Annotated in this window: 24 protein-coding genes and 4 pseudogenes; 11 read left to right on the top strand and 17 right to left on the bottom strand. The window is 36.8% G+C overall.

Annotation, left to right across the window (positions count from 1 at the left end):
* Positions 1-404: 404 nt before the first annotated feature.
* From MOB98_RS05020 to MOB98_RS05000, 5 genes and pseudogenes are all read right to left on the bottom strand, one after another.
* Entirely contained in the window at positions 405-932 is a 528-nt protein-coding gene (locus tag MOB98_RS05020; protein ID WP_268362831.1) for a helix-turn-helix transcriptional regulator, read from the bottom strand.
* Between the two features lie 35 nt (positions 933-967).
* Positions 968-1816, bottom strand: a complete 849-nt coding sequence (locus tag MOB98_RS05015) for a sialate O-acetylesterase (protein ID WP_268367245.1) — start codon at positions 1814-1816, stop codon at positions 968-970.
* Positions 1817-1998: 182 nt separating this feature from the next.
* Positions 1999-2124, bottom strand: a complete 126-nt coding sequence (locus MOB98_RS05010; protein ID WP_268362816.1) for a tyrosine-type recombinase/integrase — start codon at positions 2122-2124, stop codon at positions 1999-2001.
* A gap of 214 nt (positions 2125-2338) precedes the next feature.
* Entirely contained in the window at positions 2339-3628 is a 1290-nt protein-coding gene (locus tag MOB98_RS05005; RefSeq protein WP_268367244.1) for a Na+/H+ antiporter NhaC family protein, read from the bottom strand.
* A 451-nt stretch (positions 3629-4079) separates the two neighbouring features.
* Positions 4080-4259 (bottom strand): annotated as a pseudogene (locus MOB98_RS05000) (DUF3885 domain-containing protein); the annotation flags it as partial.
* A gap of 91 nt (positions 4260-4350) precedes the next feature.
* On the opposite strand from MOB98_RS05000, the gene MOB98_RS04995 reads away from it, so the two are divergent.
* The 7 genes and pseudogenes from MOB98_RS04995 (at position 4351) to MOB98_RS04965 (ending at position 10291) form a co-directional block, all read left to right on the top strand.
* Positions 4351-4716: a hypothetical protein gene (locus tag MOB98_RS04995; RefSeq protein WP_268362952.1), complete on the top strand. Its 366-nt coding sequence runs from the start codon at positions 4351-4353 to the stop codon at positions 4714-4716.
* 222 nt (positions 4717-4938) lie between these two features.
* On the top strand, positions 4939-5613 hold the full coding sequence (locus tag MOB98_RS04990) for an SOS response-associated peptidase (protein WP_268367243.1): 675 nt from the start codon (positions 4939-4941) through the stop codon (positions 5611-5613).
* 69 nt (positions 5614-5682) lie between these two features.
* A pseudogene (locus MOB98_RS04985) lies at positions 5683-5790 on the top strand (ATP-dependent DNA ligase); the annotation flags it as partial.
* A gap of 659 nt (positions 5791-6449) precedes the next feature.
* Positions 6450-7826 (top strand): glycosyltransferase, encoded by a 1377-nt coding sequence (locus tag MOB98_RS04980; protein ID WP_268425298.1) that lies wholly within the window; start codon positions 6450-6452, stop codon positions 7824-7826.
* Entirely contained in the window at positions 7823-8929 is a 1107-nt protein-coding gene (locus tag MOB98_RS04975) for a glycosyltransferase (protein WP_268358818.1), read from the top strand. The genes MOB98_RS04980 and MOB98_RS04975 overlap by 4 nt, the downstream gene beginning before the upstream one ends.
* On the top strand, positions 8916-9623 hold the full coding sequence (locus MOB98_RS04970) for a class I SAM-dependent methyltransferase (RefSeq protein WP_268358820.1): 708 nt from the start codon (positions 8916-8918) through the stop codon (positions 9621-9623). Before MOB98_RS04975 ends, MOB98_RS04970 begins: the two co-directional genes overlap by 14 nt.
* Positions 9620-10291, top strand: coding sequence for a glycosyltransferase family protein (locus MOB98_RS04965; protein WP_268358822.1), 672 nt, complete (start codon positions 9620-9622; stop codon positions 10289-10291). The genes MOB98_RS04970 and MOB98_RS04965 overlap by 4 nt, the downstream gene beginning before the upstream one ends.
* Positions 10292-10965: 674 nt before the next feature.
* On the opposite strand, the gene MOB98_RS04960 is transcribed toward MOB98_RS04965, so the two are convergent.
* The 3 genes from MOB98_RS04960 to MOB98_RS04950 form a co-directional block, all read right to left on the bottom strand.
* On the bottom strand, positions 10966-11358 hold the full coding sequence (locus MOB98_RS04960) for an NTTRR-F1 domain (protein ID WP_268358823.1): 393 nt from the start codon (positions 11356-11358) through the stop codon (positions 10966-10968).
* 1379 nt (positions 11359-12737) lie between these two features.
* Complete coding sequence (locus tag MOB98_RS04955; RefSeq protein WP_311766005.1) at positions 12738-13250, bottom strand: tyrosine-type recombinase/integrase; 513 nt, start codon at positions 13248-13250, stop codon at positions 12738-12740.
* Between the two features lie 282 nt (positions 13251-13532).
* The gene (locus tag MOB98_RS04950) at positions 13533-13811 is read right to left on the bottom strand and encodes a hypothetical protein (RefSeq protein WP_268358825.1); all 279 of its coding nucleotides are present in this window, start codon (positions 13809-13811) and stop codon (positions 13533-13535) included.
* A 330-nt stretch (positions 13812-14141) separates the two neighbouring features.
* Between MOB98_RS04950 and MOB98_RS04945 the strand changes: the two genes are divergently transcribed.
* The gene (locus MOB98_RS04945) at positions 14142-14477 is read left to right on the top strand and encodes a hypothetical protein (RefSeq protein ID WP_268358827.1); all 336 of its coding nucleotides are present in this window, start codon (positions 14142-14144) and stop codon (positions 14475-14477) included.
* A 38-nt stretch (positions 14478-14515) separates the two neighbouring features.
* On the opposite strand, the gene MOB98_RS04940 is transcribed toward MOB98_RS04945, so the two are convergent.
* Positions 14516-14875, bottom strand: a complete 360-nt coding sequence (locus MOB98_RS04940; RefSeq protein ID WP_010334537.1) for a hypothetical protein — start codon at positions 14873-14875, stop codon at positions 14516-14518.
* A gap of 5 nt (positions 14876-14880) precedes the next feature.
* Positions 14881-15347, bottom strand: a pseudogene (locus MOB98_RS04935) (DUF4879 domain-containing protein).
* A gap of 230 nt (positions 15348-15577) precedes the next feature.
* On the opposite strand from MOB98_RS04935, the gene bsrG reads away from it, so the two are divergent.
* Positions 15578-15694: a type I toxin-antitoxin system toxin BsrG gene (gene bsrG, locus MOB98_RS04930; RefSeq protein WP_009967548.1), complete on the top strand. Its 117-nt coding sequence runs from the start codon at positions 15578-15580 to the stop codon at positions 15692-15694.
* 336 nt (positions 15695-16030) lie between these two features.
* Here bsrG and MOB98_RS04925 read toward each other — a convergent pair.
* From MOB98_RS04925 to MOB98_RS04910, 4 genes and pseudogenes are all read right to left on the bottom strand, one after another.
* Positions 16031-16626 (bottom strand): annotated as a pseudogene (locus MOB98_RS04925) (SMI1/KNR4 family protein).
* Positions 16627-16688: 62 nt separating this feature from the next.
* Entirely contained in the window at positions 16689-17186 is a 498-nt protein-coding gene (locus MOB98_RS04920; protein WP_069322725.1) for an SMI1/KNR4 family protein, read from the bottom strand.
* A gap of 8 nt (positions 17187-17194) precedes the next feature.
* Positions 17195-18910, bottom strand: a complete 1716-nt coding sequence (locus tag MOB98_RS04915; RefSeq protein WP_268362963.1) for a ribonuclease YeeF family protein — start codon at positions 18908-18910, stop codon at positions 17195-17197.
* Between the two features lie 100 nt (positions 18911-19010).
* The gene (locus tag MOB98_RS04910) at positions 19011-19565 is read right to left on the bottom strand and encodes an SMI1/KNR4 family protein (protein WP_268362965.1); all 555 of its coding nucleotides are present in this window, start codon (positions 19563-19565) and stop codon (positions 19011-19013) included.
* A gap of 130 nt (positions 19566-19695) precedes the next feature.
* Between MOB98_RS04910 and MOB98_RS04905 the strand changes: the two genes are divergently transcribed.
* Positions 19696-21132 (top strand): flavin monoamine oxidase family protein, encoded by a 1437-nt coding sequence (locus MOB98_RS04905; RefSeq protein ID WP_268362966.1) that lies wholly within the window; start codon positions 19696-19698, stop codon positions 21130-21132.
* Positions 21133-21552: 420 nt separating this feature from the next.
* On the opposite strand, the gene MOB98_RS04900 is transcribed toward MOB98_RS04905, so the two are convergent.
* Both MOB98_RS04900 and MOB98_RS04895 read right to left on the bottom strand, forming a co-directional pair.
* Positions 21553-21999 (bottom strand): site-specific integrase, encoded by a 447-nt coding sequence (locus MOB98_RS04900; protein WP_268367242.1) that lies wholly within the window; start codon positions 21997-21999, stop codon positions 21553-21555.
* Entirely contained in the window at positions 21990-22691 is a 702-nt protein-coding gene (locus MOB98_RS04895; RefSeq protein WP_268367241.1) for an Arm DNA-binding domain-containing protein, read from the bottom strand. Before MOB98_RS04895 ends, MOB98_RS04900 begins: the two co-directional genes overlap by 10 nt.
* Before the next feature lie 163 nt (positions 22692-22854).
* Between MOB98_RS04895 and MOB98_RS04890 the strand changes: the two genes are divergently transcribed.
* Positions 22855-23340 carry a hypothetical protein gene (locus MOB98_RS04890; protein WP_268367240.1) on the top strand — a complete coding sequence of 162 codons (486 nt, stop codon included), beginning with the start codon at positions 22855-22857 and terminating at the stop codon, positions 23338-23340.
* A 983-nt stretch (positions 23341-24323) separates the two neighbouring features.
* Here MOB98_RS04890 and MOB98_RS04885 read toward each other — a convergent pair.
* Entirely contained in the window at positions 24324-25070 is a 747-nt protein-coding gene (locus tag MOB98_RS04885) for a glucose 1-dehydrogenase (protein ID WP_268367239.1), read from the bottom strand.
* Between the last annotated feature and the right edge of the window lie 101 nt (positions 25071-25171).

Raw genomic sequence — 25171 nt, 5'->3', positions numbered from 1 at the left:
CAGTCATCAGCAGTTGTTTTGACTGTTAAGCTCGGAGGCTGTTTTAATGACATTAACTGGTTGATTAACACTTAATGCAATTGTATTGTTGTTCCTGACGTTTTCTTTAGCTTCCGCCCCATCCAAAAACTTAAAAGCTTCCTCTTCCAGGTTAAACACAGTTTAATACTAAGCACGGTAAAATCCACATACCCCTCTTCGAATCCTGGAGAGTATAATCTCTCCATCCCTGCATAAGAGGGTGATACAAATGTACAAGACATTCTCATTAAAAATAAAGGTTGATACATATTGCACACGACTAATATGTATCAACCTTTTAGTTTTGCTCAACAAACTCGCTTGATTGTTGAACCATTTTCTTCGCACTTCAATTTCAATAAATCCTTATTTCGTTTGTCCCACTATAGTTCTGAATCAATCTCCTTTAATAGTTCATAAAACCACTTCACATTAACTTTATGGTGTGAAATGGAATTTTCCAACATACGAACAAAACTCTTCATGAGAGTTGATCTATTTGCTAATGCATCCTCTATGAGAGAAATTTTTTTCTCTGTTTGCTTAATCTGAACTAGAATGATTTCCCTCATCTTTTCTTTGTCGAATTCCTCTTCAAAAAGCATAGCACCATAAAAGGAAAGATTCACATAATCCGTTTTTGTCCCATACTTGGTCATTAAACGATTGAACTCTGTAATTCCTAAATCAGTAAGAATGTATTTATTTCTTTCTCTCGATTCTGATTCCCTCATTTCAGAAATGCGTTGAATCAATCTTTTTTCTTCTAACTGTTGAATATTGTAATAAAATGAACCTTTAGTGTAATTGACTACATACTCGTAATGTCGCTCATTCATAATCGCCAAAAGTTCATATCCATATGAACCGGGTTTTTCTTTTAACAACCCTAAGATTAAAAGTGGAATCAATTGATCTCTCCTCATAAAATGAGATTAATTTTGCTTTACTTACTTTCATTAATATTTGAGACATTAATAGAAAACTCCTCAAAACTTAATTGTCCCAAGGCAAACTTCATACTTTCAACAAATATACGTTCATTTTTAGTTAGTTCACGCTTTGCTTCCTTTTCAATCCATTCATGCTCAACGTCCAAAATATCTAAAACATGCTTTTGTTTTGAAAAAGCCTCATAGTATCTTAATCCAAATTTTCTTTGGGAGACGGCATCAATATGAATGCCATCTGGATTTGCTGTTAAGCCTTTTGATGTTACAAAATAACAATTTTTTTCGGTATGAGCAACTTTAGATAATATCTTGTTTATTTGTTTATATTCTACAGCGCTTTTTCCAAATCCGACATCTCCAAGGTAATGTCCCAACTCACCGATAATGATCGGGATATCTGGTGCATTCAATTCTTCTCTCAAGTGTTTAATTAATGAAAGTAATTTAACTTCATACGTCTTATAACGTTCTCCGTAACTGTCGCTTTCTCCTTGATGCCACAGAATTCCCACTAATTCACTTGTTTCCATTGCGAATTTTGCTTCAGAAATCGCGTGCCTTGTTAATAGTCCGTCAATTGCCCACTCATCAATTGAGCTTCCTCCCTCGGCACATGGTATTACCCCAATGGACTCGCCCGGATGATCCGTTGTCCAAGCTTGAGCAAATGAGGCTGCCGGCCCAACACCAGATACGTGACGATCAAAATTAAGCGGTTCTGCCATCATTTGCCATCTGCCGTTTCGCAACATATTTATACGCTCATTATAAATCGGCGGTACATCCTCAATAAATCCTCTGCCTGCCATATTTGATTGTCCGATTAATAATATAGATTTCATAGAAATACCTTCTTTCTTTGTTTACGATAGTCTAATTAGACTAAGTAGGTTTATAACCATAGTTTAATGAGACTTTCTTGTCAAGTCATTTTTGTCCTTATTCACTAAATGGCCAATAACAAAAAAGACACACCTCTATATGTGCATCTCGATTTTGATTAAGTTTAATCCCGTTTTGCCACTTAGCTAAGCATATATTTTTGTGGCCTCACTCTTTCATGACCAAGTAAGCTTTGGATCGCTTCTAGTAGAACAACGTTATTAATCATATAAGTAGCATAGCTGTGTCGTAGTTGATGAGGATGAATACTCTTTTTTATCCCAGCTCGATTTAATTTTTAACTCTTTGCCTTTTTTATAAAAGTACCTCTTTCTATGTGGCTTTTGCTTTTATATATGAAATCAAATGCAATATCAGCTAAAGCTTGTTTCCATTACACGTTCTATCTTCCTTTTTCTTCACTTCTATATATTTTTACGAATTATATAAAAAAAAGGTACCACTTGGTACCTTTTTTATCTTTACTTCGTATTTCTTGTGAATTTTGGTAGTCCGAATATAATTGCTATGATGCCGCAGATCCCGATTAAAACAGGATAGAAGGAGTAATGCAAGATGCTGACGGGTGAAACATTTCCAAACTTCCCGGCCGATAACATCTGCGCCCCATAAGGGATTAAGCCTTGTATCATGCAAGAAAAGATATCTAAGATACTTGCCGACTTTCGATTGTCGATTTTAAATTCATCAGAGATATTTTTGGCGATTGGCCCGGCTGCAATAATAGCAATCGTATTATTGGCAGTAGCTAGGTTAGTAACGCTGACCAATCCGGCAATGCCGGCTTCAGCACCTTTTTTCGAATGGATTTTTTTAGAAATGAATCCCAGTAAAAAGTCAATCCCGCCGTTTTGTTTCATGACGCCGACCATTCCGCCAATTAACATTGAAAGGATGATAAGATCAGACATTCCGGCAATTCCATCTGTAATTGCTTTAAAATATGACTCAAGAGTTAAGCTGCCGCTTACAAACCCTATAATTCCTGTTAAGATCAATCCGCCGAAAATGACAGCCACCACATTAAAACCAATTAGCGCAAAGACTAACACGGCAACATAAGGAAGTACTTTAAACCAGCTGTAAGTTTCAGCTCCGGTATGTCCTATGTGTCCTGTCGGTATAAAAAATAATAAAATGATAGTTATGATAGCAGCAGGCAAAACGATCAAAAAATTCGTTTTAAATTTATCCATCATTTGTGTTTTTTGTGAACGTACTGCCGCGATGGTGGTGTCCGAGATAAAAGAAAGATTATCTCCAAACATAGCTCCGCCGACAACAGCTGCAATAGCAATTTCAGTAGACAATCCAAGTTCTCCGCTCAAACCGGCGCTAATTGGAGCAACTGCCGCAATCGTCCCCATTGATGTTCCCATCGAAACAGAAATAAAACAAGCAATGATAAAAAGCCCTGGCAGTATAAACTGCTGCGGAATAATGCTCAAAGCAAGGTTGACGGTTGAGTGTACCGCTCCCATCGCCTCAGCTGCAGAAGCAAAAGCACCTGCTAATATAAAAATGATAACCATAATAATAATATCAGGATGTCCCGCACCGGAAGCAAACCATTCTATTTTCTGATTGAGCGATTTCTTCTGGTTAAATGATAGCGCGAAAGCTGATGCTATAATTGCCGCAATCAATATTGGTAATTTATAGAAATCTCCAGTCAATACACCAGAGCCGACAAAAAGACCTACAAATAAAACTAGCGGCAATAGCGCCCATGGATTTCCATTCTGTTTCATCTAAGTAGCCACCTCTAATTTCAATATCAAAACCGTTAAACATAGTCTAAGCAACATTCCATACTTTAAAAGGCTACAGTAAAAAAGTCAAGCTGAAAAATAGTATAGTAATTATTAAATTAATAACAGAAAAGAGAGAAGGATTATTCAAGGTGAGGAAAAGCACTCTTATCAACAGATTTATTTGGAAAGTACAATATGCAAATACAACTGTTTTGAGGCGTGTTTAAGCGGGAATATCTAGATAACTAAACTTTCTCATTAAACTTTGGGGAAGTTGGCAACAACGATATTCGGCAAAAAAACAGTTTAGTATTATTTATAATATAAAAAGGAAAGGGTTCATCCCCTTCCTCTATATGCACCAACTCAATCTGTGGTCGTAGCAACTGTTATTCAAACAAGACAAAACAATTTCAGAGAACATGAGAAGCATTTACAAGAAAATGCTTTCAAACGGGTATGAATATGCCTTTACTTGGATTAACTTTAAATAATTTTTACACTTTAGAAACAGTTGATACACCTTTAATTTTCTTATACATTTCTCTTTCTTTTTGTGCTTATACATATTCGTCACAAGGAATATGTCATCGTTTTGTTCGAATAATTCATTAAAAATGATTGAAATTTTTTTTAAGCCAAAACATCCAAATAAAAAAGCTGGTTATAATTATTATAAAAATCAATAGGAACAATATATATATTAAAGAGGGATTGTTATGACTAAATTATATACATGTTTAATTTGCGGATATAAAGGATTAAGTGAAAACCCATTAAACAACGATGGTGAGTATCAAAAAACATTTGAAATCTGCCCTTGTTGCGATTTTGAATACGGCTACAGTGAAGATCATGAAGTAAGCTTAGGTTTTATTGTGACGCCAGATTACTTAATTGACGCTGCACTTCAGTTATATCGAAAACAGTGGATTGAGAATGGAATGAAAATTGCAAATCCCAAATATATTCCAGATGAATTAAGAAACGGTGACTGCTTAAAATTTGAGGTGTTGTTAAAGCAATTGAATAGCCTAAATCTCGATACTGAAAACTTTGAAATTAAAGGATTTAATGGTTATTAAGCAGATTCAAGCCCCCATATGGGGGCTTTCTTATTATTGTACAGTCTATCAGAAAACTATTTATAGAAAAACTATTTAATGTATTGTATAAATATCACTGACCTTTTCTTTCTCCATTCAACTTCTTTAACCTCAACTGTTTGCTGCTGCATCACATTCCTCCTTTTTGATTTTCGTGTATCAAGCCTGTACAATATTCAAAAACCCTAAAGGATGATGAACATGTGTGGAAGGTTCACTTTATTTTCTGAGTTTGATGACATCATTGAGCAATTCAATATAGATCAATTCTTACCTGAAGATGAATATCACCCAAGCTATAATGTCGCTCCTTCACAGAACATCCTGACAATAATCAACGATGGATCTAATAATCGTCTGGGTAAACTTAGATGGGGTCTCATTCCTCCTTGGGCAAAAGATGAGAAGATCGGTTATAAAATGATCAACGCTCGAGCTGAAACATTGGCTGAGAAACCCAGCTTTCGAAAGCCGCTTGTCAGCAAACGCTGCATCATCCCTGCAGACAGTTTTTATGAATGGAAACGTCTTGATCCGAAGACTAAGATCCCTATGCGGATTAAGCTTAAATCATCTAATCTCTTCGCTTTTGCCGGCTTATATGAAAAATGGAACACGCCAGAAGGCAATCCGTTGTACACTTGCACAATCATCACAACAAAGCCTAATGAGCTTATGGAAGACATTCATGATCGTATGCCAGTTATCCTTACTGATGAGAACGAAAAGGAATGGCTTAACCCTAAAAATACTGATCCTGATTATCTGCAAAGCTTGCTGCTGCCTTATGATGCTGATGATATGGAAGCATACCAGGTTTCATCTTTAGTGAATTCACCTAAAAACAATTCACCTGAGCTCATTGAATCCCATTAAGTACCACTGCCATATCGCTTTATATATCGCCTTCGCTTAGCTAATGTGTTCTAAGTAGGAGGTGATATTTTGTTTGTATCGCCAATGCTATTGCATTCGATAAAGGAACCACTTGAGGACAAAGACTATATCACTGAGCTCAAAATTGATGGTATCAGACTCATTATCAAGACTTACTTTGAATAAATTAAACACGCCTTGTTGTCATTCATTGTTTATATGTACACGATGATTCTTTCCAAAGTAGTAACCCAACTAGTTTCAGTTACAAAAAAACATTCAATAAATCATATTTGAGGTCACAAATCACTTTAGTCCTTACTCCACTTCGCCACTTTGAAAGTTTGATTTAAGTTCCCTTTGCCAAAGAACAATATATTGCTTGTTAAAGTGATGAAAACGATCATAAACATATAAAAATTTCTATCTGACTGATATTTCGTCCTTCTCCCCTGCTATAAACGCTATTAAATAAAATAATGCCCTTATCAATATGCTCCTTTAAAATATATGCATGCATGAACATACATAATTTTTAATTCACCATTTAATACAGAAAGAATTTAATATAACTCTCATACAAACTGTTAAGACGCTTATCATTCCTCTGTCCCCCAACCTTGTTGATCCCTGAATACAGAATTAAGGCAAAACTAAATAGTACCCTCTCTAAACAAATTCCTCGACCTTTTCTTTAAAAAACGATTCATATTTTTTAAGAACGTCCAAATTTATTCCGTTTAAGCAGCATTCTCCTTTTACAGGAAAGAATCATTCCCTCTGAACATTACGATATACATATAGTATCCGAATGAAATGGTGAAAGGACGGAGGTTATGATGAAAACGAGTATTATTGTGCTCACTTATAATCAATTGGCGTTAACGAAACAATGCTTGGAGAGCATATGGAAGCATACGAATAATGATTGTATAGAAGTAATTGTTGTAGATAACGGCTCTCATGACGGTACACGTGACTACCTCAAACAGATATCTTCAATTAAGACAATTTTCAACAAGACGAACAAAGGCTTTGCGAAAGCCTGTAATCAGGGCTTTGGAGCTGCTTCAGGTGACAACATTCTTTTTTTAAACAATGATACTGTTGTAACAAGTGAATGGCTGGAGCCAATGATCAAGCTGCTTTATCAAGATGACAAAATCGGCATGGTCGGACCTGTAAGCAATTATGTCAGCGGTCCGCAGCAAGTTCCCGTTGACTACACAAACGTTGAGGGAATTGAAGATTTTTCTCGCCTTTACTGTTTGCAGCAGCGAGGCAAGTCAAAAGCTGTATTGAGGCTGGTCGGATTTTGCATGCTTGTTAAAAAGGAGGTGTTGGACGAAATCGGCGGTTTTGATGAACGTTTTGAAGGTGGTTCATTTGAGGATGATGATTTAAGCCTCCGCATACTGCAAGCGGGTTATCATCTGAAAATCGCTCTTGATTCATTTGTCCACCATCACGGCCATGCCACGTTTACAGGCAATCCAGACTTAAACATCAGTCGATTATACGAAGAAAATCGGCAACGGTTCATCGATAAATGGAACGTTGATATGACAGCTTTCTTTGATTCCCGGCCCCAGATGACAGCGCTTGTGCCCGTGGAAGCCGGCTCTATCTTACATATCGGCTGCGGCGCGGGAGCTGCGGGGGCAGAGCTTTTCAACCGGCAAACCTGTACATTGTATGGAATTGAAGAGGATGAATTGTTACAGACCATTGCTAGCGCATATTACGAGCAAGTCATTTCGGCAGATGTGGAAACATGCGACCTCCCTTACCCAGAGGCCTTTTTCGATGTCATTTTGATCGGAGACCTTTTAAACTGCTCGATGAATCCCAGACATACGATTGAAACTCTTACCGTTTATCTAAAGCCTTCAGGTTCGCTGATTTGCGGCATCCCAAATACTGCCTATGCAGATACATTTTTCTCTTTATTATGTAGTGCTTCGACGTACACACATTTCATCACTCCTCGCAACGTAAATACCCTATTTCCTGAATATCTTTATAACATAAAATCCATCACTTCCCATACCACCGAGACTGAATCAAACATACAACTCTTTTTACAAGAACTCCAATTCCTTGCCGGGCAATTTGGTTTGTCTTTGGATCAATTGTCAAAACATGCCCATATTGATTACATGTTTGTCCATGCCATAAAGAAAAAACAGAATAAAACGGAGGTGGCCATGTGATTTCAATCAGTTTATGTATGATTGTAAAAAATGAAGAAGCTGTTATTGGGCGGTGCTTAAATTCTGTGCAAGGAATAGCTGATGAAATTAACATTGTGGATACCGGCTCAGTTGACCAGACGAAAGACATCGTTGCGCATTATACAGACCGGATTTTTGATTTTGAATGGATCGACGATTTTGCTGCAGCCCGAAATTTTTCGTTTCAACAGGCAACGGCCGACTATATTTTATGGCTTGATGCAGACGACGTGTTTACCGAGAATGATCAAAAGCTGTTGCTGGATTTAAAAAGAACGCTTGACCCACATATTGACGCGGTCTCAATGAAATACCACTTGGCGTTTGATGAAGAAAACAACGTCACATCCAGCTTAAAAAGGTACCGTCTTGTAAAGCGAGAAAAGGGTTTTAAGTGGATTGGCGCCGTCCATGAATATTTGGAAGTGTACGGAAACCTTCACCACAGTGAAGCTGCAGTTTCTCACATGCCACTTAGCCATGATGCAGACCGAAACCTGCGGATTTATGAAAAAATGGCGTCTTCGGGAAAGGATTTTTCGCCAAGAGATTTATTTTACTATGCGAACGAGTTGTGTGATCACGGGAAAATAGAAAAAGCAATTGAGTACTATTTGCGTTTTTTGAAAACAAAACAGGGATGGGTAGAAGATAATATTAGAGCATGCAATAAATTAGCAGATTGCTATCATACATTGGGGCTAAAGGAAAAAGAATTAAGCTGGGTGCTCCACACGCTCGTCTACGGACCGCCTAGAGCAGAAACCTGCTGCAGGCTGGGATACTCTTTTTTAGAAAAAAACGATTTTCAAAGTGCGGTCTATTGGTATGAAAAAGCAATAGAAAACAAAGGAGCAGAAAACCTAGCTTTTCAAAACCGCGCCTGCGCGACCTGGCTTCCCCACCTGCAATTAGCCGTCTGCTACGATAAACTCAGTCAGCATCAGCTTGCCTATCAGCATAATGAATCGGCATTACAATACCGTCCCCATGATTCAAGAATGCTAGCCAACAAAAAGTACTTTGAAGATACTCTAAAGATGCAGACCGGTTCCGGGGGTGAACATCATGGAAATCAATAAAAATTCACTTGACGATTCTATGAAAGAGTATGAGCTAAAAGATAAAGAGTATTACAAAGGCATCAACTGGCAGCTATTTGATCTGATAGAACCGCATGCGAAAACCATTCTTGAAGTCGGATGTGCAGAAGGCTTGTTTGGCGCAGCTGTTAAGGAAAAAACGAATTGCTCCTATTATGGGATTGAGTCTTATCCACCAGCTGCCGAAAAAGCAACACATTATATTGACGAAGTAATAACGGGAGACATTGAAACACTGAAACTACCTTTTCAAAAAAACGCATTTGATCACATTATCTTCGGTGATGTTCTGGAGCACTTAATAGACCCGTGGGCAGTTTTAGGTAACATCAAGCCTTACGTAAAAGAAACAGGGAGCATCTTGGCAAGCATCCCGAATATCGGACATATCTCGATTTTCGAAAGTCTCCTGTCCGGCAAATGGACGTATACACAGGCAGGGCTTCTCGATAAAACACACTTCCGTTTTTTCACCTTGGAGGAAATGAAAAAGATGTTTCATGAAACAGGCTACAAGATCAGCCAAATCGAGCCCATTGTTTTTACGACTCATTATTATGAAAAAATGATCAGCAAACTTGCTTATGTCAGCTCATGCATGGGAATTCACCATGCAGTTCTTGAGGAGGAGGCCAGAGCCTATCAATATGTCATAAAGGCGGATATAAGATGAACCAGCATGCAAACGAACATTCAATTAGCTTCATTACTTGTGTGAATGACGATACCCTTTATGATCTCTGTCTAAGACATATTCATTCTCTTTCTGTACCGCCGCATATGAAGGTAGAATTAATCAATATCCGAGACGCAGACAGTATGGCCTCCGGCTACCAGGCGGCAATGGAGGACTCTGACTCAAAATATAAAGTGTATTTACATCAGGACACATTTATCATCAATCGTTCCTTTATTTATGATATTCTCCATGTCTTTCAGCAGAATGATCAGCTTGGCATGATAGGCGTCATAGGATGTGAAGAAGTGCCGCAAAGCGGGATTTGGTGGGAGGCTTCTAAAAAAGCCGGAAAAGTCATTGAATATCGCAGTACGTACAACTATTTATTATTTGATGAAATTGATGAAACTGTGAAAGCAGTTCAAGCATTAGACGGTTTATTACTGGCGACTCAGTACGATGTTCCATGGCGAAAAGATATTTTTGACGGATGGCATTTATATGATACTTCTCAATGTTTTGAGTTCAGAAAAAAAAGATATATAGTGGGCATCCCTCATCAGAAAGAGCCTTGGGTCTTACATGCATGCGGCAACGAGTTTGATACAGACCAGTATTCTTATTACCTTAAAAAATTTTTGGAGGAATATTCCGAGACATGATAAGGTTTCAATACTACGACAAAGAAACCTACTGTTTAAAAGTAGGTTTCTTGTTTCATATGCTTGAATTTTTTTAAAAAAGTGATTTTTTAATTCTCTATTATTAAGGGAACCTAATAGCATTTATATCTAGGTTTAGTGCGCTGCTGCCACTCACATTACTTACTGTTGTGAAGATTATTCTAATCTCATAAGAAGTCGTGCCTGTGACCGTTGTAGCATCTACATACGTTGTAGCAATTGGAAATCTTGACGTATTGCAGCGTTGACATTTCTTTGGACGGAGCGTGTATCTACTAATACTCCGTTTCTATAAATTCTGGTTTGAAAAGTAAAGTTTGAGTTAGCTGTCGTTGTAACATCTACAGAAATGGCAAGGTCTAATTTTATTAATTGTCCTGCGACTGTTGGCACAATTAAAGTACCAATCGACGTTTCAGTACCAATTAATAGCAAGCGGAACGGGGCCTGCTACCTCATTGTAAAACAGCTGCGGATTTGCCCCGGTTGAAGCGGTTGGTCCCGTTACTCCCGTTGGACCAGTTGCGCCAGTTGCACCAGTAGCGCCAGTTACTCCGGTTGGACCGGTTACTCCGGTTGCGCCTGTATCTCCAGTTGCACCAGTGACTCCGGTTGCTCCAAAATTAGAACAGATCCAAAAGTAGTTTTACTTATTACACTACTGCGTTTACTGCTTCTGCGGGGATTTTAATTGTTCTATATATTTCATTCCATGTATTAAATGAGACATTTGGCAAATTTCCGGAAGCAATGATAATTTCATATCCGCCTTCTATCTCTTCCCCTTCACTGTTAACAAATAAAATTTGTATAGTTACTTGAGGACTTGGATTATTTCCAATTCTCCCAAGAGAAACGATGAATAACAGAGATTGTCCAGAAACGACAGGCACGATCCGTCCTAAAAAAGCATATGGCTGGTTACTTATAAACTGGGCGGAATATCTTCCAGAATGGGCAAAAGTATTAATAACGGACGTATTTGCAGAAGCCCAGCCCGTCAGATTGGCTGTTTCAAAACCTCCATTTACAATCACATCATTCACTCAACTTCATTCCCTGCCTTTTTGAATAGTTCCAGCTATTATATGCAGGAAAAACGCCATCGGTCTTTCACTTCGCTAGACAAAATAAAAAAAGATGAATGTCCCTGAATCACTTTTTCTTCCGAATGCTGTAAAGGCTGGTATGGAACCTGAAAAGAAGAAGTAGTAAATTGATTTCTTGATGGCCAAGAAAATGAGTTTGGACTTGATAAGGACAGGGAAAGCTCTCCAGGAATTTGCAATGCAATTGAGGATTTCACATATCTTAGACTGAGAAGAGGGCGCTAATGAAGAAGTTATACCAAGCTAAGAAAGAGAATTCAAAGTCAAAAAACGTTTTATAAAAGCTGCTGGCAAGGGTACCAACAGCTTAGCTATTTTTAACACAAGATTGCTATTTTATCTATTAATTGAAGTTGCGCCTAACAAACCTTTACTCCTCCCATTTCTTGTATATTGCTTTAATTAGAGAATCATAGTTCTTTTCCCCACATTTAACGGGACATTAATGTGTATCTTCTACTATCAAAACAACAATGACTATGGAGTGCAAAGGTTTTTCTTTCTGGATAATTAAAGAGATATAATTTTAAATATAGACATAGTTATCACTAAACTTGAAAACAAATACTTAAATATTCATTTGTACTTCTAAATCTTTTGCAAGTGTTTTGGAGCCTGATAGTCCTTTTAAATATTTCATTTACCCCTGGTTTGACCAATTCACTTTTTTTATCCTAGTAAGATATTTATTCAATTTTGAACTGTCAACTTGGTTACTCTCTCCGATCATGCACTTAGCTAATAATTTTTGACCCTAAAATTGATAAAGCGTTAATACATACAATATGAGTAAGTTTTGATTCTTTATAGTTCCCCCAATCATCCGGAAAATTTTTTTGATATTTTCGAAATAAAGCATTGAAATGATAAGAACTGAAACAAATTCATCCAAAAATTCTAAAAAGGAATTTAGAGCAGAGGTATACCTTGTATAGCCCGAGTTGCGAACTTTTTTATGTTTCACCATATGTGCTCTTCAACTCCTCTTCTGGTATCTTCAAAACCGCTAATATTCATTTGATAAAAATTCACCTATAAACATTAACGGAGCTCTTGCTGAAGCAAGAGTAGACGGTGTCCACACTTCGTTAATTAAATATTCAGATAAGAAATACTTCATCTCGTTTTTTATGTTCGCGTTTTTTATCTTTGTAAAATCAATATACTTAGTATTTAAACATTTATTTTTTGAAGTTAAAACTCAATGGCATCTGATCACATGCCATAAATCATTTTGCCAATAACCTTTAATCGGTAATTCTTTTGTCGGTACAAGTTCAGATATTTATTCTATCCTCAATAAATCTCCCACTCCTTTACGAGTCCATCTTTTTAGTGACTATCTCCCATTCTTTTCTGATTGTTTCATGTGATGGATGTATATACATTTTTAAAGTCGTTTCAATGTGCGAATGACCCATAAGGGCACGAATTGAATTAGCTTTCATACCATTATCATTTAAATTCGCAGCAAAAGTATGTCTTAGCATGTGCGCTGTAAAATCTATTCCTGTTTTATGTCGCAACCTTTTTACTAAAGACTCTAAACCCCAATATGTCATTTTGTATCCTTTATTTTTCCCAGTATGATTAACGAATACATGCTCTGTAACTACAAATTCTGAATGATAGTCGATAATGTAATCTTGAAAAAGATTTATAGTCTCCGATGTTATATAAACTGTTCTGTTTTTACCAGTTTTTGTATTTGATTCTCTCACTAAAACACTGCATTTACTGACATTAAAATCACTCAGGATTAGATTAAGTAACTCATTTGCCCTTAGACCAGTTTCGAATAGAATCCTGATGATTGGTTTATCTCTAATTTACAAACAAGAAGCAAGTAGGGTATTAACATGTTCTTTAGAAATTGTTTTTATGTATCTTCGAGGTTGCTTTACTTTAATAAATTCATTTTTATGGATTTATCTGTGGAGATGTGATCTAAGAAGGATTTATAAGTTTTATTTTTCGTTTTTATTTCCTTGGTGAGAGCTGATTTTACATCCTTATCAAAATATTCTCTTCTTGTCATGTAATCATAAATTCCAATTACACAGTTTACTATTTGGTTTATTGTTTTTTCTGACCTCTTAGCTTGTGTCGCATTAACTTAGGTTAAATTTATTGAGCCTTTTGGATGCCTTAGCCAACTGATGCTCGGCTAATATATTTAAATCAATTAAATCGTAATTGAGGTTTTTAATCTCTAAGAAGCTCCAATATAGTTTTAAATGGTATGCATTTTTTAAAGTGTTTGCAGAACGGCCCAAGAGATCAAGATATTTAACATACTTCATAACGGGTATTACGGGATTTAAATTGCTGCTTACAACAATCCATCTATTTTCCCCTTTTGAATTTAAAATATTGATAACACTAATCATCTCAACCTCCTTATTATGCTTACTTTGTTTACTTTAGAATATCAGACTTGTTAATAAATAAGTAACAAAAAGATATAGAAAATGTATCTATCAACAAATACGATAAACACTCTCCTATAATATAGTCTGGAGAAAATTGTTCCTCGATCCCTAAGCATATCGACTCACTCATTTATCAGTCTAATATTAACGGAGCAAACGTTCTTTATTCGATATAAATAGGATCAAATGTTCTATGTGAATGTTGGTAATAAATATAAAGGTCAATAATGATATCCGTAATATTAATAAAGGAGGGATTCTTTTCCACGAAGGAGAGTGTGATGGTGAATGAAGAAGAGGTTAATCGGATATTTGATCTTAGTTCCTGCTTTGATTACGTCGGGTATAACTTTAATCGAATCAAACAAAAAAGCACCTGAAGAAGTTTTAGAAAGTGCTTGGAATGAATTTGGTTTATTTAGTTTTCAAATTGGAATAACAGATCCGGCAATTACAATTGGCATGGGTCAAACCAAAAGTGAGGCAAAGCTCCGTGAATATTTAGAACATAATCTGTCTAGAGACGCAAAGGAAAAATATAAGATTTATATATTCAAAGATGATATTGATAAGCTGGAGAAAGAACATCAAGAATATTTGAAAGAAAATAATCTCAATAAGTAAAACGCCCAGCACTTATTAAGCTGGGCACTGTTTCATATTTAAATTGAATTTTTATAAGCATTAATTGCTTCGTTTCGCAGCAGCATATTATTTTTGTTAACCATGCCTAAGTTGTAAGCTTTTTTAATAATATCTAATACCTGTGAATCTAATGCAGAGAGATTACCTCCTGGATTAAATCTTGATTTCCAATAGTCTAAAGACTTATTTAGGTCAAGTGAGCTTTTTTTGTTCTCGGGTTTAACTACTTCATTTTTCTCAAGTTTTTCACAGAATTCACTAAAACCAATTGATCTACTAGGAGCTGAGTTATTTCCCCCGTATCCTTCTGTAGCCAAGCTGCAAAATGCTAAGAACTTTGGATCTTTAGTTACATCATAATTAGAAGTGCTAATCACCTGGTTCACTCTCTTTCAAAATCAATTTTTTGGCTGTAAACAAAAGTGGTGCCTGAGCTTAATGCTTTAATCTGTATAGAATTATCTTGAAGTGCGTCCATTGGAATCTCAAAATATTTATCCCAGCCTATAACCACCTTATTCTGTCCAAGAATGGCATCGGATTTATACATTCTAGCTGTACCATCATATAACAGATTTTTCCATCTTTACCCGTGATAACTGTGAACTTTGTATACCCCATAAAACGAGCCCTAACGTGAAGTTTATCACCTTTTAAAACACTTGGAGCTTTGGTTTGGTTAAAGTTAATGTAATCCCAAGCAAAATCATTTCCTTCAGATGTTATGCCCGTAATTTGCAGATAATAAAGTGGTGTCGCTTCTGCTGCTTTGGCTTTTGATGAATCAGTGAAAGCAAAAGCTACTACTGCTAGAAGAGCAAGCAGTACATACGTAATTCTCTTCTTCATTTCCTAAATCCTCTTGGAACAAGTTTACATATTAAATATCGTCAATCGATTGGAATTGTTTAATATTTGAAATTAAAAAAGAACCTGCATTAAGCAAGTTCTTTTCATATTGTCGATTTATTGTGAATTTTTAACGACAAGGACATTTATGTATAGTATAATATTTCCTGTACATTAAGTTTGCTCACTCAAGGGAGTCTTGCTCATCCCCTATGAAAGGGGGTGGGAAAATGACTGTTTACGAATCATTAATGATTATGATCAATTTTGGCGGGTTGATATTAAATACCGTCTTGTTGATCTTCAATATAATGATGATTGTAACGTCAAGCCAAAAGAAAAAATAGACCTCCCCTTGAGCTTAGGAACCTTAAAGGGTTAGGTCTACGCAGATTGAACATCGAGCAAGCCCTTTGATGGGCAGCTTTTTGTACAGAGCCGGGGTGCGCCAACACCCTGGTCTTTTTATTTTTGCATTTCTCATTAAAGAAATACGCTATAACCAATCAAATGTCTTACAGTTCTGATTATAACACATTAAGTAAAACCATTGAAATAATTTGCAAAACTTTTGTTTTATAGATAAAACCATTATTTTATTTGGATTGGTTATAATTACTTCTACAACATCTCATACAATTGCAATTACTTTTGCCTAGAAGAGCGTTTTGAAAAAATAAAGACTAGTTGTCCTTCCCAAAGAGCAACTTTCCAAAATCATTGTCCAAAATCTCAATTTCAACATCGCTAACATTATCATCAGTTTCAATTGGTTCATCAACTAAACTTAGGATAAACTCCTCAAACGAGTTGGCAATCAGGAAAAAGTCTTTCTCAGGATGACTTGATTCATGATCCCAAAACAATATCTTTCCATTATCGATATCCATGCATATTTCATTCCCGCCTGCAGAGCTTGCGATAGGAATAATATTTCTAGGAAAGCGATCAGAATATGTATCGATTGCTTTCTGAAGACTGTTATGATCATTCGCTAAACCATAAAAACCTTCTAACAATTGTGTATCATCGCCCTTGCCCATCCAAGGATCTTTCTCTAAAGGTTTATAGCAAACGTCATACTCAATTTCATCTGTTGTTTTGTACTTTCTAGATAACAGCCGCCATATTTCTTCAGAAAGTCCTTATAATCAGAAGGTAATTGTTTTCCTATGTTCATTTCAATTTCTTTGAGTTGTTCATTTTTATTGATTCTGGGATCTGTTTTTGCAACAATTGAAAACTCTTTCAACTTTTGTTTGATATTATTGAAGCTCATATTAATCCCTCCGCATTGCACATCTTTAGCAATAAACAATTGCAATACTTTTGTTTAATAGATTATTCAATTTCTATGCCATCATATGCATCGCCTAGTGATACATAATCATCCCTTAACCAATACCAATGTTTACCCTTATTCTCAAGCAGTCGCTGTATTAAATCTGTAAATGAACTTGCTATCACCTGTGTTTCGCCGACTATTCCATGTCGATCAAAAAAGCTGTCATAGCATTTCCCTTTTCGCTCTTCGTTTAAGTCAATTGTTAGGTATTCACCTTTTCCATCAGTGCATACAATATACCACTCGGATGAAATGTCTTCTTCACAGAGCTCCCCAACAATAATGGGATTAGCCAATTCAAACTCAGCTGGTCTTACTATGTATATTGGATAATCCGCATTTTCATATAAAACTGCTCCACCACATTGTTCATAAAATTCACTAATATCTTTTGGTAGTTGATGCTTCTCGTCTATTACTGGGAGACCATCAGCTTCAAACAGCCGACAGTCTGATGTGGAAGCAATCTTCTTGATTAACATATCAATGCTCAAGTCCGCACCTACTTTCTAAAGTTGTATTGATTAAATGCGTTATAATATTGCTGTCTCGCTTCTTTAGGAACATTAGCAGCATCAAACATCTTCTCAGTAAGTTCTTGTATTTCCCTAGGTGATACTTCTTTCCAATTTACTTTACCGCCAACTTTTTTCCCTGTTTTTTCATACAACCATTCTCTATAAACTTTCTTGGTAGCATTGTGTTGCTCCTTAGTTAAAGCTACTGTTGGCGTATTACTACCTCTACTCACATAATTCGGAACATTATGTTTGGCCCATACATCCATTACACCATGATGATTCTCTAAAGGACTGTTACTTGGTCTATAATCAACGACATCAAAAGGTTTAACTTCTTTATCTGATCCTTTAGCAAAACTCATTAGTTGATTTTTTAAGTTTTCTCCATCCACTACATTGTATGGCACGTCCCCTGCCATAGCAAGGTCGTATTTAGGGTTATACGGAAGCAAATCTGGAATCTTGACGTCCTTAATTTTCTTTCCTGCTTGACTAGCTTTATTTATTACCTTGCCTGCTGCATCAGCTTTGTTAATGGCTCCTGCACCTTTGGTTCCAAAAACAGCTACAGCCACTGAACCAACAGCATAGGTTACCCACCTTGTTCTAGAATAGGCATCCCCATTCACCATATCTTTTTGATATGACTCTTCTATTGCTGCTGAAATAGCGTCATATGTTTTCACTGGATGAATAACAGCGTTCCCCAGTGCTGAGAGCGTTTCTCCCGGATCGGTGATGAAATCCCATATGCCGGTTACAGTGTCTTTCCCAACATCGTATAAACCAACTCCTACACCTTTTACGATATCCCAGGTGATTTCTCCTGCTCCTTCTAGCTGCTTCGCTTGTTCAATTTGCACTGCAAGCTGAACTTGAGCCGGTTCAAGATTCTCGTAGCCTACTTTCTTAGCAATCTCTAAATACTCATCAGGATCAGAAACACCGTCATTAAGTTTCTTTTTCAACTCTTTAATTTCACGTTCTTTTGCTTCTTCTTTTTTCACGCTTAAATAAGCTTCAGAATGCTTTTCAATATCGCCTTTTTTCTTATGTATGTCACTTTCTCTGTACGCTTTAGCGTTATAGTGAATCGGGGTGGCGTTCTTCCCTTTGCCTGTTGATTCCTGCAGCTTTTTAAAGTCTTGCTGAATAAATTGTTCGTTTGGTTCTGTTTCAGCGTATTCTGTTTTTAAATCCTCATCAAGCTTGTTTAGCTTATCGATTGTTTTTTCACGTTTGTCATCTGCAGAAGAAAGTTTGTCTTTGAAGTCTTCTGTTGAGAATATTTCAAGGGGAAGAATATCATTGATGTCGTTTAATATGTCTTTCATTGCTTTTTTCTGTTCAGACATAATGGATTTTGATTTTGTATAAGCGTTAGCCAACTCGTGTTCTAGAAAGGATTCTTCTATGTAAGCATCAGACATCTTAGCATCTTCAAGTTTTGCAGAAACGCCGCTTAAGAAAGCAATTTTCATATCAATTAAATCAATCCATTGATCTGTAACACCGACATGATCTTGATAAAATGCTTTAATGTTGTCTGCGCCCTTACCGGAAAACTCGCTGTCATCTAGGTCAGCTACGTCCTTAAAGGCTTTTCTGAGCTTCACCATTTGTGACCTTAGTTCCTTGTACTCTTTGGTTCTTTTATCTGCTTCAGAGAGTAATGAATCAGCCTCAAATACCTTCATATCATTCTCCTTCCTATCCCTACTCTATGTAAATTTTACCACAATCAACTATTTGAATAACAGAAAAAGACAGCCAAATCTGACTGTCTTATACATCGTGCTATCGTGTTCTATAATAATTTTCTGCGGTATAGTAGCGCCATTCCCAAAAAGTTGCCCCATTGGATTCTATATACCGATCTAGAAATATCTCAAAGTTTAAATTTAATGGTGTATACTCTCCTAATTGTAATATAAAAAGATAGTTGGGATCACCTTTATCCAATTTATCTTTGTCGATCACCAAATGACAACCTTCTAATAAGTGGCCAATTGGAATACCATTGATGCCTTCAAACAAATCCTCATATTTTAATTCTTCTTCAATCTCTTCAAGGCTAAATAAATAAAGTCCCCCACCTATATTCTCCCCATCAGCAAGAATCTGAAAAATTTTCGCACCATTATGTAGTGTCATGAACTTCTGATAATCCTTTGGAAGGGTAAGCTGGTGTTTAGCCTCAAAGCTTTGAATGTCATGCAGGGTTGCTTTGTCCTGTGAAAATGTAACAAGGAACTCCATGATATCCCCTTCCGAACAAAACAATTTAATGGCTCCTTTTTCATCTAAGAGACGTTTCAAACCGTTTACAGTCTTATGAACAAAGTTAGTCAAATCAATCACTCCATTATTGTTCTTTTAACTTGTAGTCCATTCAAATTCCAAAAGATGTGAACAGATCGTGATAGGCGCCCTTTTCACTGAATATAATGCAATAAAATCTAAAAAGAGGTGCCTCCTAAAAGTGAATTCTCTCATGAATGAGGACATGATAAAGATCATTAGAAATGGCCTTAACGCATCTCAGCATCCAAAGCATATTCTTGTTGTTGGAGCTGGATTGGCCGGGCTTGTATCAGCATCCTTACTAAAAAAGGCCGGTCACAGAGTAACCATTCTGGAAGCGAGCGGCAGAGCAGGCGGCCGTGTCTGCACGTTGAGATCTCCCTTTAGTGAAGGACTGTATTTCAATGCTGGCCCAATGCGCATACCGAATAACCATTTGTTAACCTTAGAATATATCAAAACATTCAGGCTGCCAACAAATGTATTTATCAACAGAACCCCCATGGACATCATTTATGCGAACGGAATCAAAACACGTCTCCATACGTTTGAACGAAATCCTCAAATATTACGATACCCTGTTGCCCAGAACGAACAAGGGAAATCGGCTGAAGAGCTAATGCTTTCTGTATTGCAGCCTATATTACATTTCATTAATCAAGATCCAGAAAGAAATTGGCGGATTGTTGAAAAACAATACAAGAATTATTCATTAAGCTCTTTCTTAAACACGTTCTTTTCATATGGTGCGATTGATATGATTGGTATCCTTTTGGATATGGAAGCGTACATGGGTATGTCCCTTGTTGAAGCGTTACGGGAATCCATCTTTTTTACATCACCCTCTCACTTCTATGAGATAACAGGCGGTATGGATCGGCTTCCTTATGCGTTTCTTCCTCAGTTAAAACCAAATATTCTATACCATCAAAAAATGATGAAAATTTCTCAAAGTGAGAACAGCGTTACGATCCATTGTCAGCATCAACAAACAGCGGAACATGTAACATTCACAGCTGATCTCGCGATTGTAACCATCCCTTTTTCAACATTGCGATTTGTGAAAATCGAACCATTCCATTCTTTTTCCTACTATAAACGGAGGGCAATTCGTGAACTGAACTATATGAGTGCAACGAAAATCGGCATAGAGTTTAAAAGCAGATTTTGGGAAAAAGCCGAACAGCGCGGCGGCAAATCTATTACCGATCTTCCGATTCGATTTTCGTATTATCCAAGCACTGATATTGGAGCAAACGGACATGCTGTTGTTCTGGCGAGTTATACATGGGCAGACGAGGCACTGATGTGGGATAGTCTTTCAGAAGGAGAGCGTATCCAGTATACTTTACTGAATTTATCTGAAATATATGGTGATATTGTATGGTCTGAATTTGTGTCCGGCGCCTCTATTAGCTGGAGTCAGAACCCTTATTCTGCAGGGGCCTTTACAGCTTTCGAACCAGGACAAGAATTAGAGCTGTATCCTTATATCCCTGTCCCTGAGGGAAGAATTCATTTCGCTGGAGAACATGTCTCGCTCACTCATGCATGGATGCAAGGCGCCATTGAATCTGGAATTCGTACCGCTTATGATGTCAATCGCTTGCCTTAGGGCCTGCTCACCCCTTTATATATTGTAATAGGTTAACTTCTTTATAAAAAAGTTTAAGAGAGCTTGTGCTGCTTCAGAAGCATACCCTCTATTATGATAATGTTTTGATCAATCTTATTTCAAAACATGTTTTTTCATTTATCAATGTTGTTATTAATAAATTTGATTCGTTAAAGCTAATGTCTCGAATTTTATATCGTCAGATCGTGATCAGATAGACAGATTAAATCACAATAACAGAAAGTAACCCTTTCATTCCTCCACCCGCCATGCTATTTTCATATAGCGGTGAGCTGAATTGTGTAAGCCGATGTACATGCCTTTGCGGCGCACACGAATGTGGCGTGTTCAAAGAGGTATTACAAACCCTTACACACCATAGCTTATCGCTATTTTTATTACATCAGGTCACAGGTAAGGTCACGATTTTAACAATAAATCCATCTTATCTGCTGCTTCTAATTGCATTGACGGAAGAGCATGACTATATGTTCCTAATGTTTGTTTAATATCAGAATGTCCTAACCTCTCTTGTACTATTTTGGGACTTACTCCAATACTGATTAAATACGTAGCATGTGTGTGTCTTAATGCGTGAGGTTTAATCTTTGGTAACCCCAGCTGTTTACGTATTGAGTGAAATCCCCTTGTCCAATTACAAGGCGGCAGCCAATTCCCCATTTTCGTACATACTACTAAATCTAAATCATTGTATTTTGCTCCTGCTTCTTTCTTGTCCCTTTCAACCAACCTTTTGTGTTTCCGTAAGCTTTCACATAGTGACTCAGGTATATTAACATTTCTGTATGAGTTAACTGTTTTAACTCCTGGCTCTAATCCATAGTTACCTTTATCATCTATCCGCATAGTGTTTGGCGTATTGTGATATACCGTTTTTCCCAGTCAATACTCTTCCACTCTAACCCCAGTACTTCACCCATTCTCAAATCAGTCTTAATGGATATCTCATAAGCAATATAGTGTCTTGATGGGCGTTTAAGTTTTGAAGTATCCAGGAAACGTTTAATCTCTTCAGGAGTCCAAGTCTCCACTATGCTCTTTTCTCTTGGTAAGTTCAATTCATCAAAGATCGCCATATCAATTTTTCTTCTTCGTGATGCCTTTTTGAATATGCTCCTGTTTACCTGTACTGCCCTTCTTACTGTGTCAGCTGATACTTTACGCTCAAAGTGGAGTGTGTTTATGTGTTGCTGCAATACATCCTCTGTGGTCTCATCGAATTTGTATTTCGATAAATAAGGAAGGACATTGTATTGGAGTATCTCTCTATAGTTGTTAAACGCACTTGGTCTAAGCTTCACTCTTTTTGATTCTAACCAGGATTCAGCATACGTCCCAAATGATTCAGATATCTCAGGTAAGTAGTTCTTTTCTTCTTCAACCTCAAGAATCACCTGTCTAAGTACCTCTTGAGCTTTTTTATAAGTCTTGATCCCTTTTCTTTTACGCTGAATCCTCTTTTTTGTTATTGGATGTGTTCCACCTGAATAAACAAAATAGTAAGTTCCTGATTTCTCGTCTTTTTTAATTGTTGTCATTCTGCTCACCTGTTTATAGGTGAACACAGGGAAAACGTACTAAAGACAATTATAATGACATGCTTATAAGAAGTCACACAAAAGAGAAGTTAGATTATGAAAAAGAGAGATATATTAACTCATCCTCCAAATTTTGATATACTTTTCATAGGAGGTGAGCCTTATGTCTGAAGTTAATGCAAAATCTAATAACTTACCAAAAGAAGAAAATAAACATTTTGGATTTGGTATAGCAGCTGTTTTTTTAATTATTGGTGGTGTACTTTTTGCTTCATGGGAAACCTTTGGTAATGAAACTCCCATGAAATTATTAGCCATGGTTTTATTGGTTATAGGTGTTTGGGGTATAGGGTCTGAATTGTCTAGCTTAACTAAAAATGATGGTGCATTTGAAATGTGCACTGGACTAGGTATTACTTTGTGTATTTTTATTTTGAAAGACGTCTTCAATAAAATTCCTAATCTTATAGTATTATTGGTACTTGGATTCGCACTTTTCTTTGTTGCTAGTTCTGTAACACGCTTATTTTCCAAAGAGAAACCCCCATCTGAACGGCCTAAACTTATTATTCGAAGTATTATTCTGATTGGACAATTGTCTACTGCTATTGTAAATATTGTAACTTTGTTTAAAATGCTATGGCCTTAAAACTTTGTTAACTATACCTTGCCAGGTTCACCATGAACCTCACAAATTTCTTTGTTATTTGTCTTGACTTTTCTTTTGATTTTTTTGCTTGATTGGTTGAGACTGTGGACAACGGCTGGACAAGTTGTCTGCCTGAATTTGCTTGTAAAAAAATAAACAAACTCAGGCAGGCGACTGAAACTTGATTGTATATCCACTTGTGGTATCCGTGTGTTCACCCTATTTGCCGTTGGTTATTCCCCAAACCAAGCCTGCTGTGTCAAGTGTCCCTAACAGGTTCCACCGAACGCAATTTTACGTTTAGTATACTTATGGCTTGTCCTGCATCATCAGAAACGATACACCCATCCTTCGTCAGCACTTAATGTCAGCTTTCGCCTTTCAGATGCATGTGTAAATAGGGAAACACAGAAGGCATCCTATCCTCATTTTTTGCGACGGCTGAGTCACTACCCTGTCAAGTTTTACGTGTGTTAGCGCATTCCACGGCAGTCTGATCCTTAAAAAAGGCCACTAAAGACAACACCTTAATTCAGGAGCATAGACTGACTTTATTTAAAGGACAGGGATATTATTTTTTATTAAAAGTCAAGAAAATGTTTAATATTATTAATAATTAAGCAACCAAATAAAATGTCACACATTTTATAAACAAAAAGAGAGGATAGATGAACAGGGTGAAAATGCCTGTACTCAACTTTCCTTTTGTACAACAAATGACCTCATTTACTACAACAACGGTGTTGTTTGTTCTTCAACTAACGCCCCCGTTACTTTAAGTAGATCTATTCACAAAGTAATCTTTTTTACAGGTCATTTAGTGGTAGCCCCAGGAAAATGCGAATTTACAACGTTAATCAAATTCAAACATAAAAAAGTCGAATTCCCTGTCCTTTAAGGAAAACGACTTTTTTATACGACTTCTTCAAGTAAATCCCCATTAACCTTTTTTGGGGACGATTTGTAATCTCTGCGCAGTGAAATTATACCTGTGCTAGCCCGCCATCTACGAACAATTCAACACCCGTCAAGTAACTGCTTTCGTCTGAAGCAAGGAAAGATACAGCGTCTGCTACTTCTTCAGGTGTCCCAACTTTTCCAGCTGGAACAGTATTTCTGGTATTTTCCATTGCTCCTTCAAGTGCATCACCAAAAAGCTCATCGTATGCAGGTGTAAGAATAACTCCTGGACTAACCACATTTACACGGATTTCAGTACCTTTTAGGTCAAGAATCCAGTTGCGAACTAGTGCTCTTAATGCTGCTTTAGATGCTCCATATACACTAAACGCTGGGTTGCCAATTGATCCAGCAGTAGAGCCCGTTACAATAATAGAACCTACTTTGTCCGGGAATAGTGATAACGCTTTTTGAACAGTAAAGATGGTTCCTTTAACGTTAATGTCGAACGTTCTATCAACCTGCTCTTCAGTAATTTCACCTATTGGAAGGAAGTTGCCGATGCCTGCATTAGCAAAAAGAATGTCCAACTTACCTTTTTCCTGCTTTATAATGTCATATAGTTTGTCTAAGTCTTCAAGCTTAGAAATATCACCTTGAACACCGGTTACGTTCTTGCCAATTTGGTTAACAGCTTTATCAAGTTCGTTTTGTCTACGTCCCGTGATATAAACATATGCACCTTCGTTTACAAATTTTTGTGCTGTAGCAAGACCAATCCCACTTGTTCCACCCGTTACAAGCGCTATTTTACCTTCAAATTTACCCATACTTAACACTCCTTAAGAGTTAATTTTGTTTTATGTCTAGTACCTTTAAGTACTTGAAGAACAACTTACAAGATATAGTATCCTTCAGTAAGCACATTATC

This window comes from Bacillus sp. N13C7 (genome assembly GCF_026790065.1).
Taxonomy (GTDB): domain Bacteria; phylum Bacillota; class Bacilli; order Bacillales; family Bacillaceae; genus Bacillus.
Note: the sequence above shows the minus strand (reverse complement) of the source record. Positions and strands in the feature narration are given on the sequence as shown.

What these genes read in the sequence shown, in the direction of transcription:
- MOB98_RS04990 (WP_268367243.1), top strand. Translation starts at nt 4,939, where the DNA reads ATGTGTGGAAGGTTCACTTTATTTTCTGAGTTTGATGACATCATTGAG.
- MOB98_RS04885 (WP_268367239.1), bottom strand. Translation starts at nt 25,070, where the DNA reads ATGGGTAAATTTGAAGGTAAAATAGCGCTTGTAACGGGTGGAACAAGT.
- bsrG (WP_009967548.1), top strand. Translation starts at nt 15,578, where the DNA reads ATGACTGTTTACGAATCATTAATGATTATGATCAATTTTGGCGGGTTG.
- MOB98_RS04900 (WP_268367242.1), bottom strand. Translation starts at nt 21,999, where the DNA reads ATGCGGATAGATGATAAAGGTAACTATGGATTAGAGCCAGGAGTTAAA.
- MOB98_RS04945 (WP_268358827.1), top strand. Translation starts at nt 14,142, where the DNA reads ATGAAGAAGAGGTTAATCGGATATTTGATCTTAGTTCCTGCTTTGATT.
- MOB98_RS05015 (WP_268367245.1), bottom strand. Translation starts at nt 1,816, where the DNA reads ATGAAATCTATATTATTAATCGGACAATCAAATATGGCAGGCAGAGGA.
- MOB98_RS04995 (WP_268362952.1), top strand. Translation starts at nt 4,351, where the DNA reads ATGACTAAATTATATACATGTTTAATTTGCGGATATAAAGGATTAAGT.
- MOB98_RS04970 (WP_268358820.1), top strand. Translation starts at nt 8,916, where the DNA reads ATGGAAATCAATAAAAATTCACTTGACGATTCTATGAAAGAGTATGAG.
- MOB98_RS04980 (WP_268425298.1), top strand. Translation starts at nt 6,450, where the DNA reads ATGATGAAAACGAGTATTATTGTGCTCACTTATAATCAATTGGCGTTA.
- MOB98_RS04890 (WP_268367240.1), top strand. Translation starts at nt 22,855, where the DNA reads ATGTCTGAAGTTAATGCAAAATCTAATAACTTACCAAAAGAAGAAAAT.
- MOB98_RS04915 (WP_268362963.1), bottom strand. Translation starts at nt 18,910, where the DNA reads ATGAAGGTATTTGAGGCTGATTCATTACTCTCTGAAGCAGATAAAAGA.
- MOB98_RS04965 (WP_268358822.1), top strand. Translation starts at nt 9,620, where the DNA reads ATGAACCAGCATGCAAACGAACATTCAATTAGCTTCATTACTTGTGTG.
- MOB98_RS04895 (WP_268367241.1), bottom strand. Translation starts at nt 22,691, where the DNA reads ATGACAACAATTAAAAAAGACGAGAAATCAGGAACTTACTATTTTGTT.
- MOB98_RS05005 (WP_268367244.1), bottom strand. Translation starts at nt 3,628, where the DNA reads ATGAAACAGAATGGAAATCCATGGGCGCTATTGCCGCTAGTTTTATTT.
- MOB98_RS04950 (WP_268358825.1), bottom strand. Translation starts at nt 13,811, where the DNA reads ATGATTAGTGTTATCAATATTTTAAATTCAAAAGGGGAAAATAGATGG.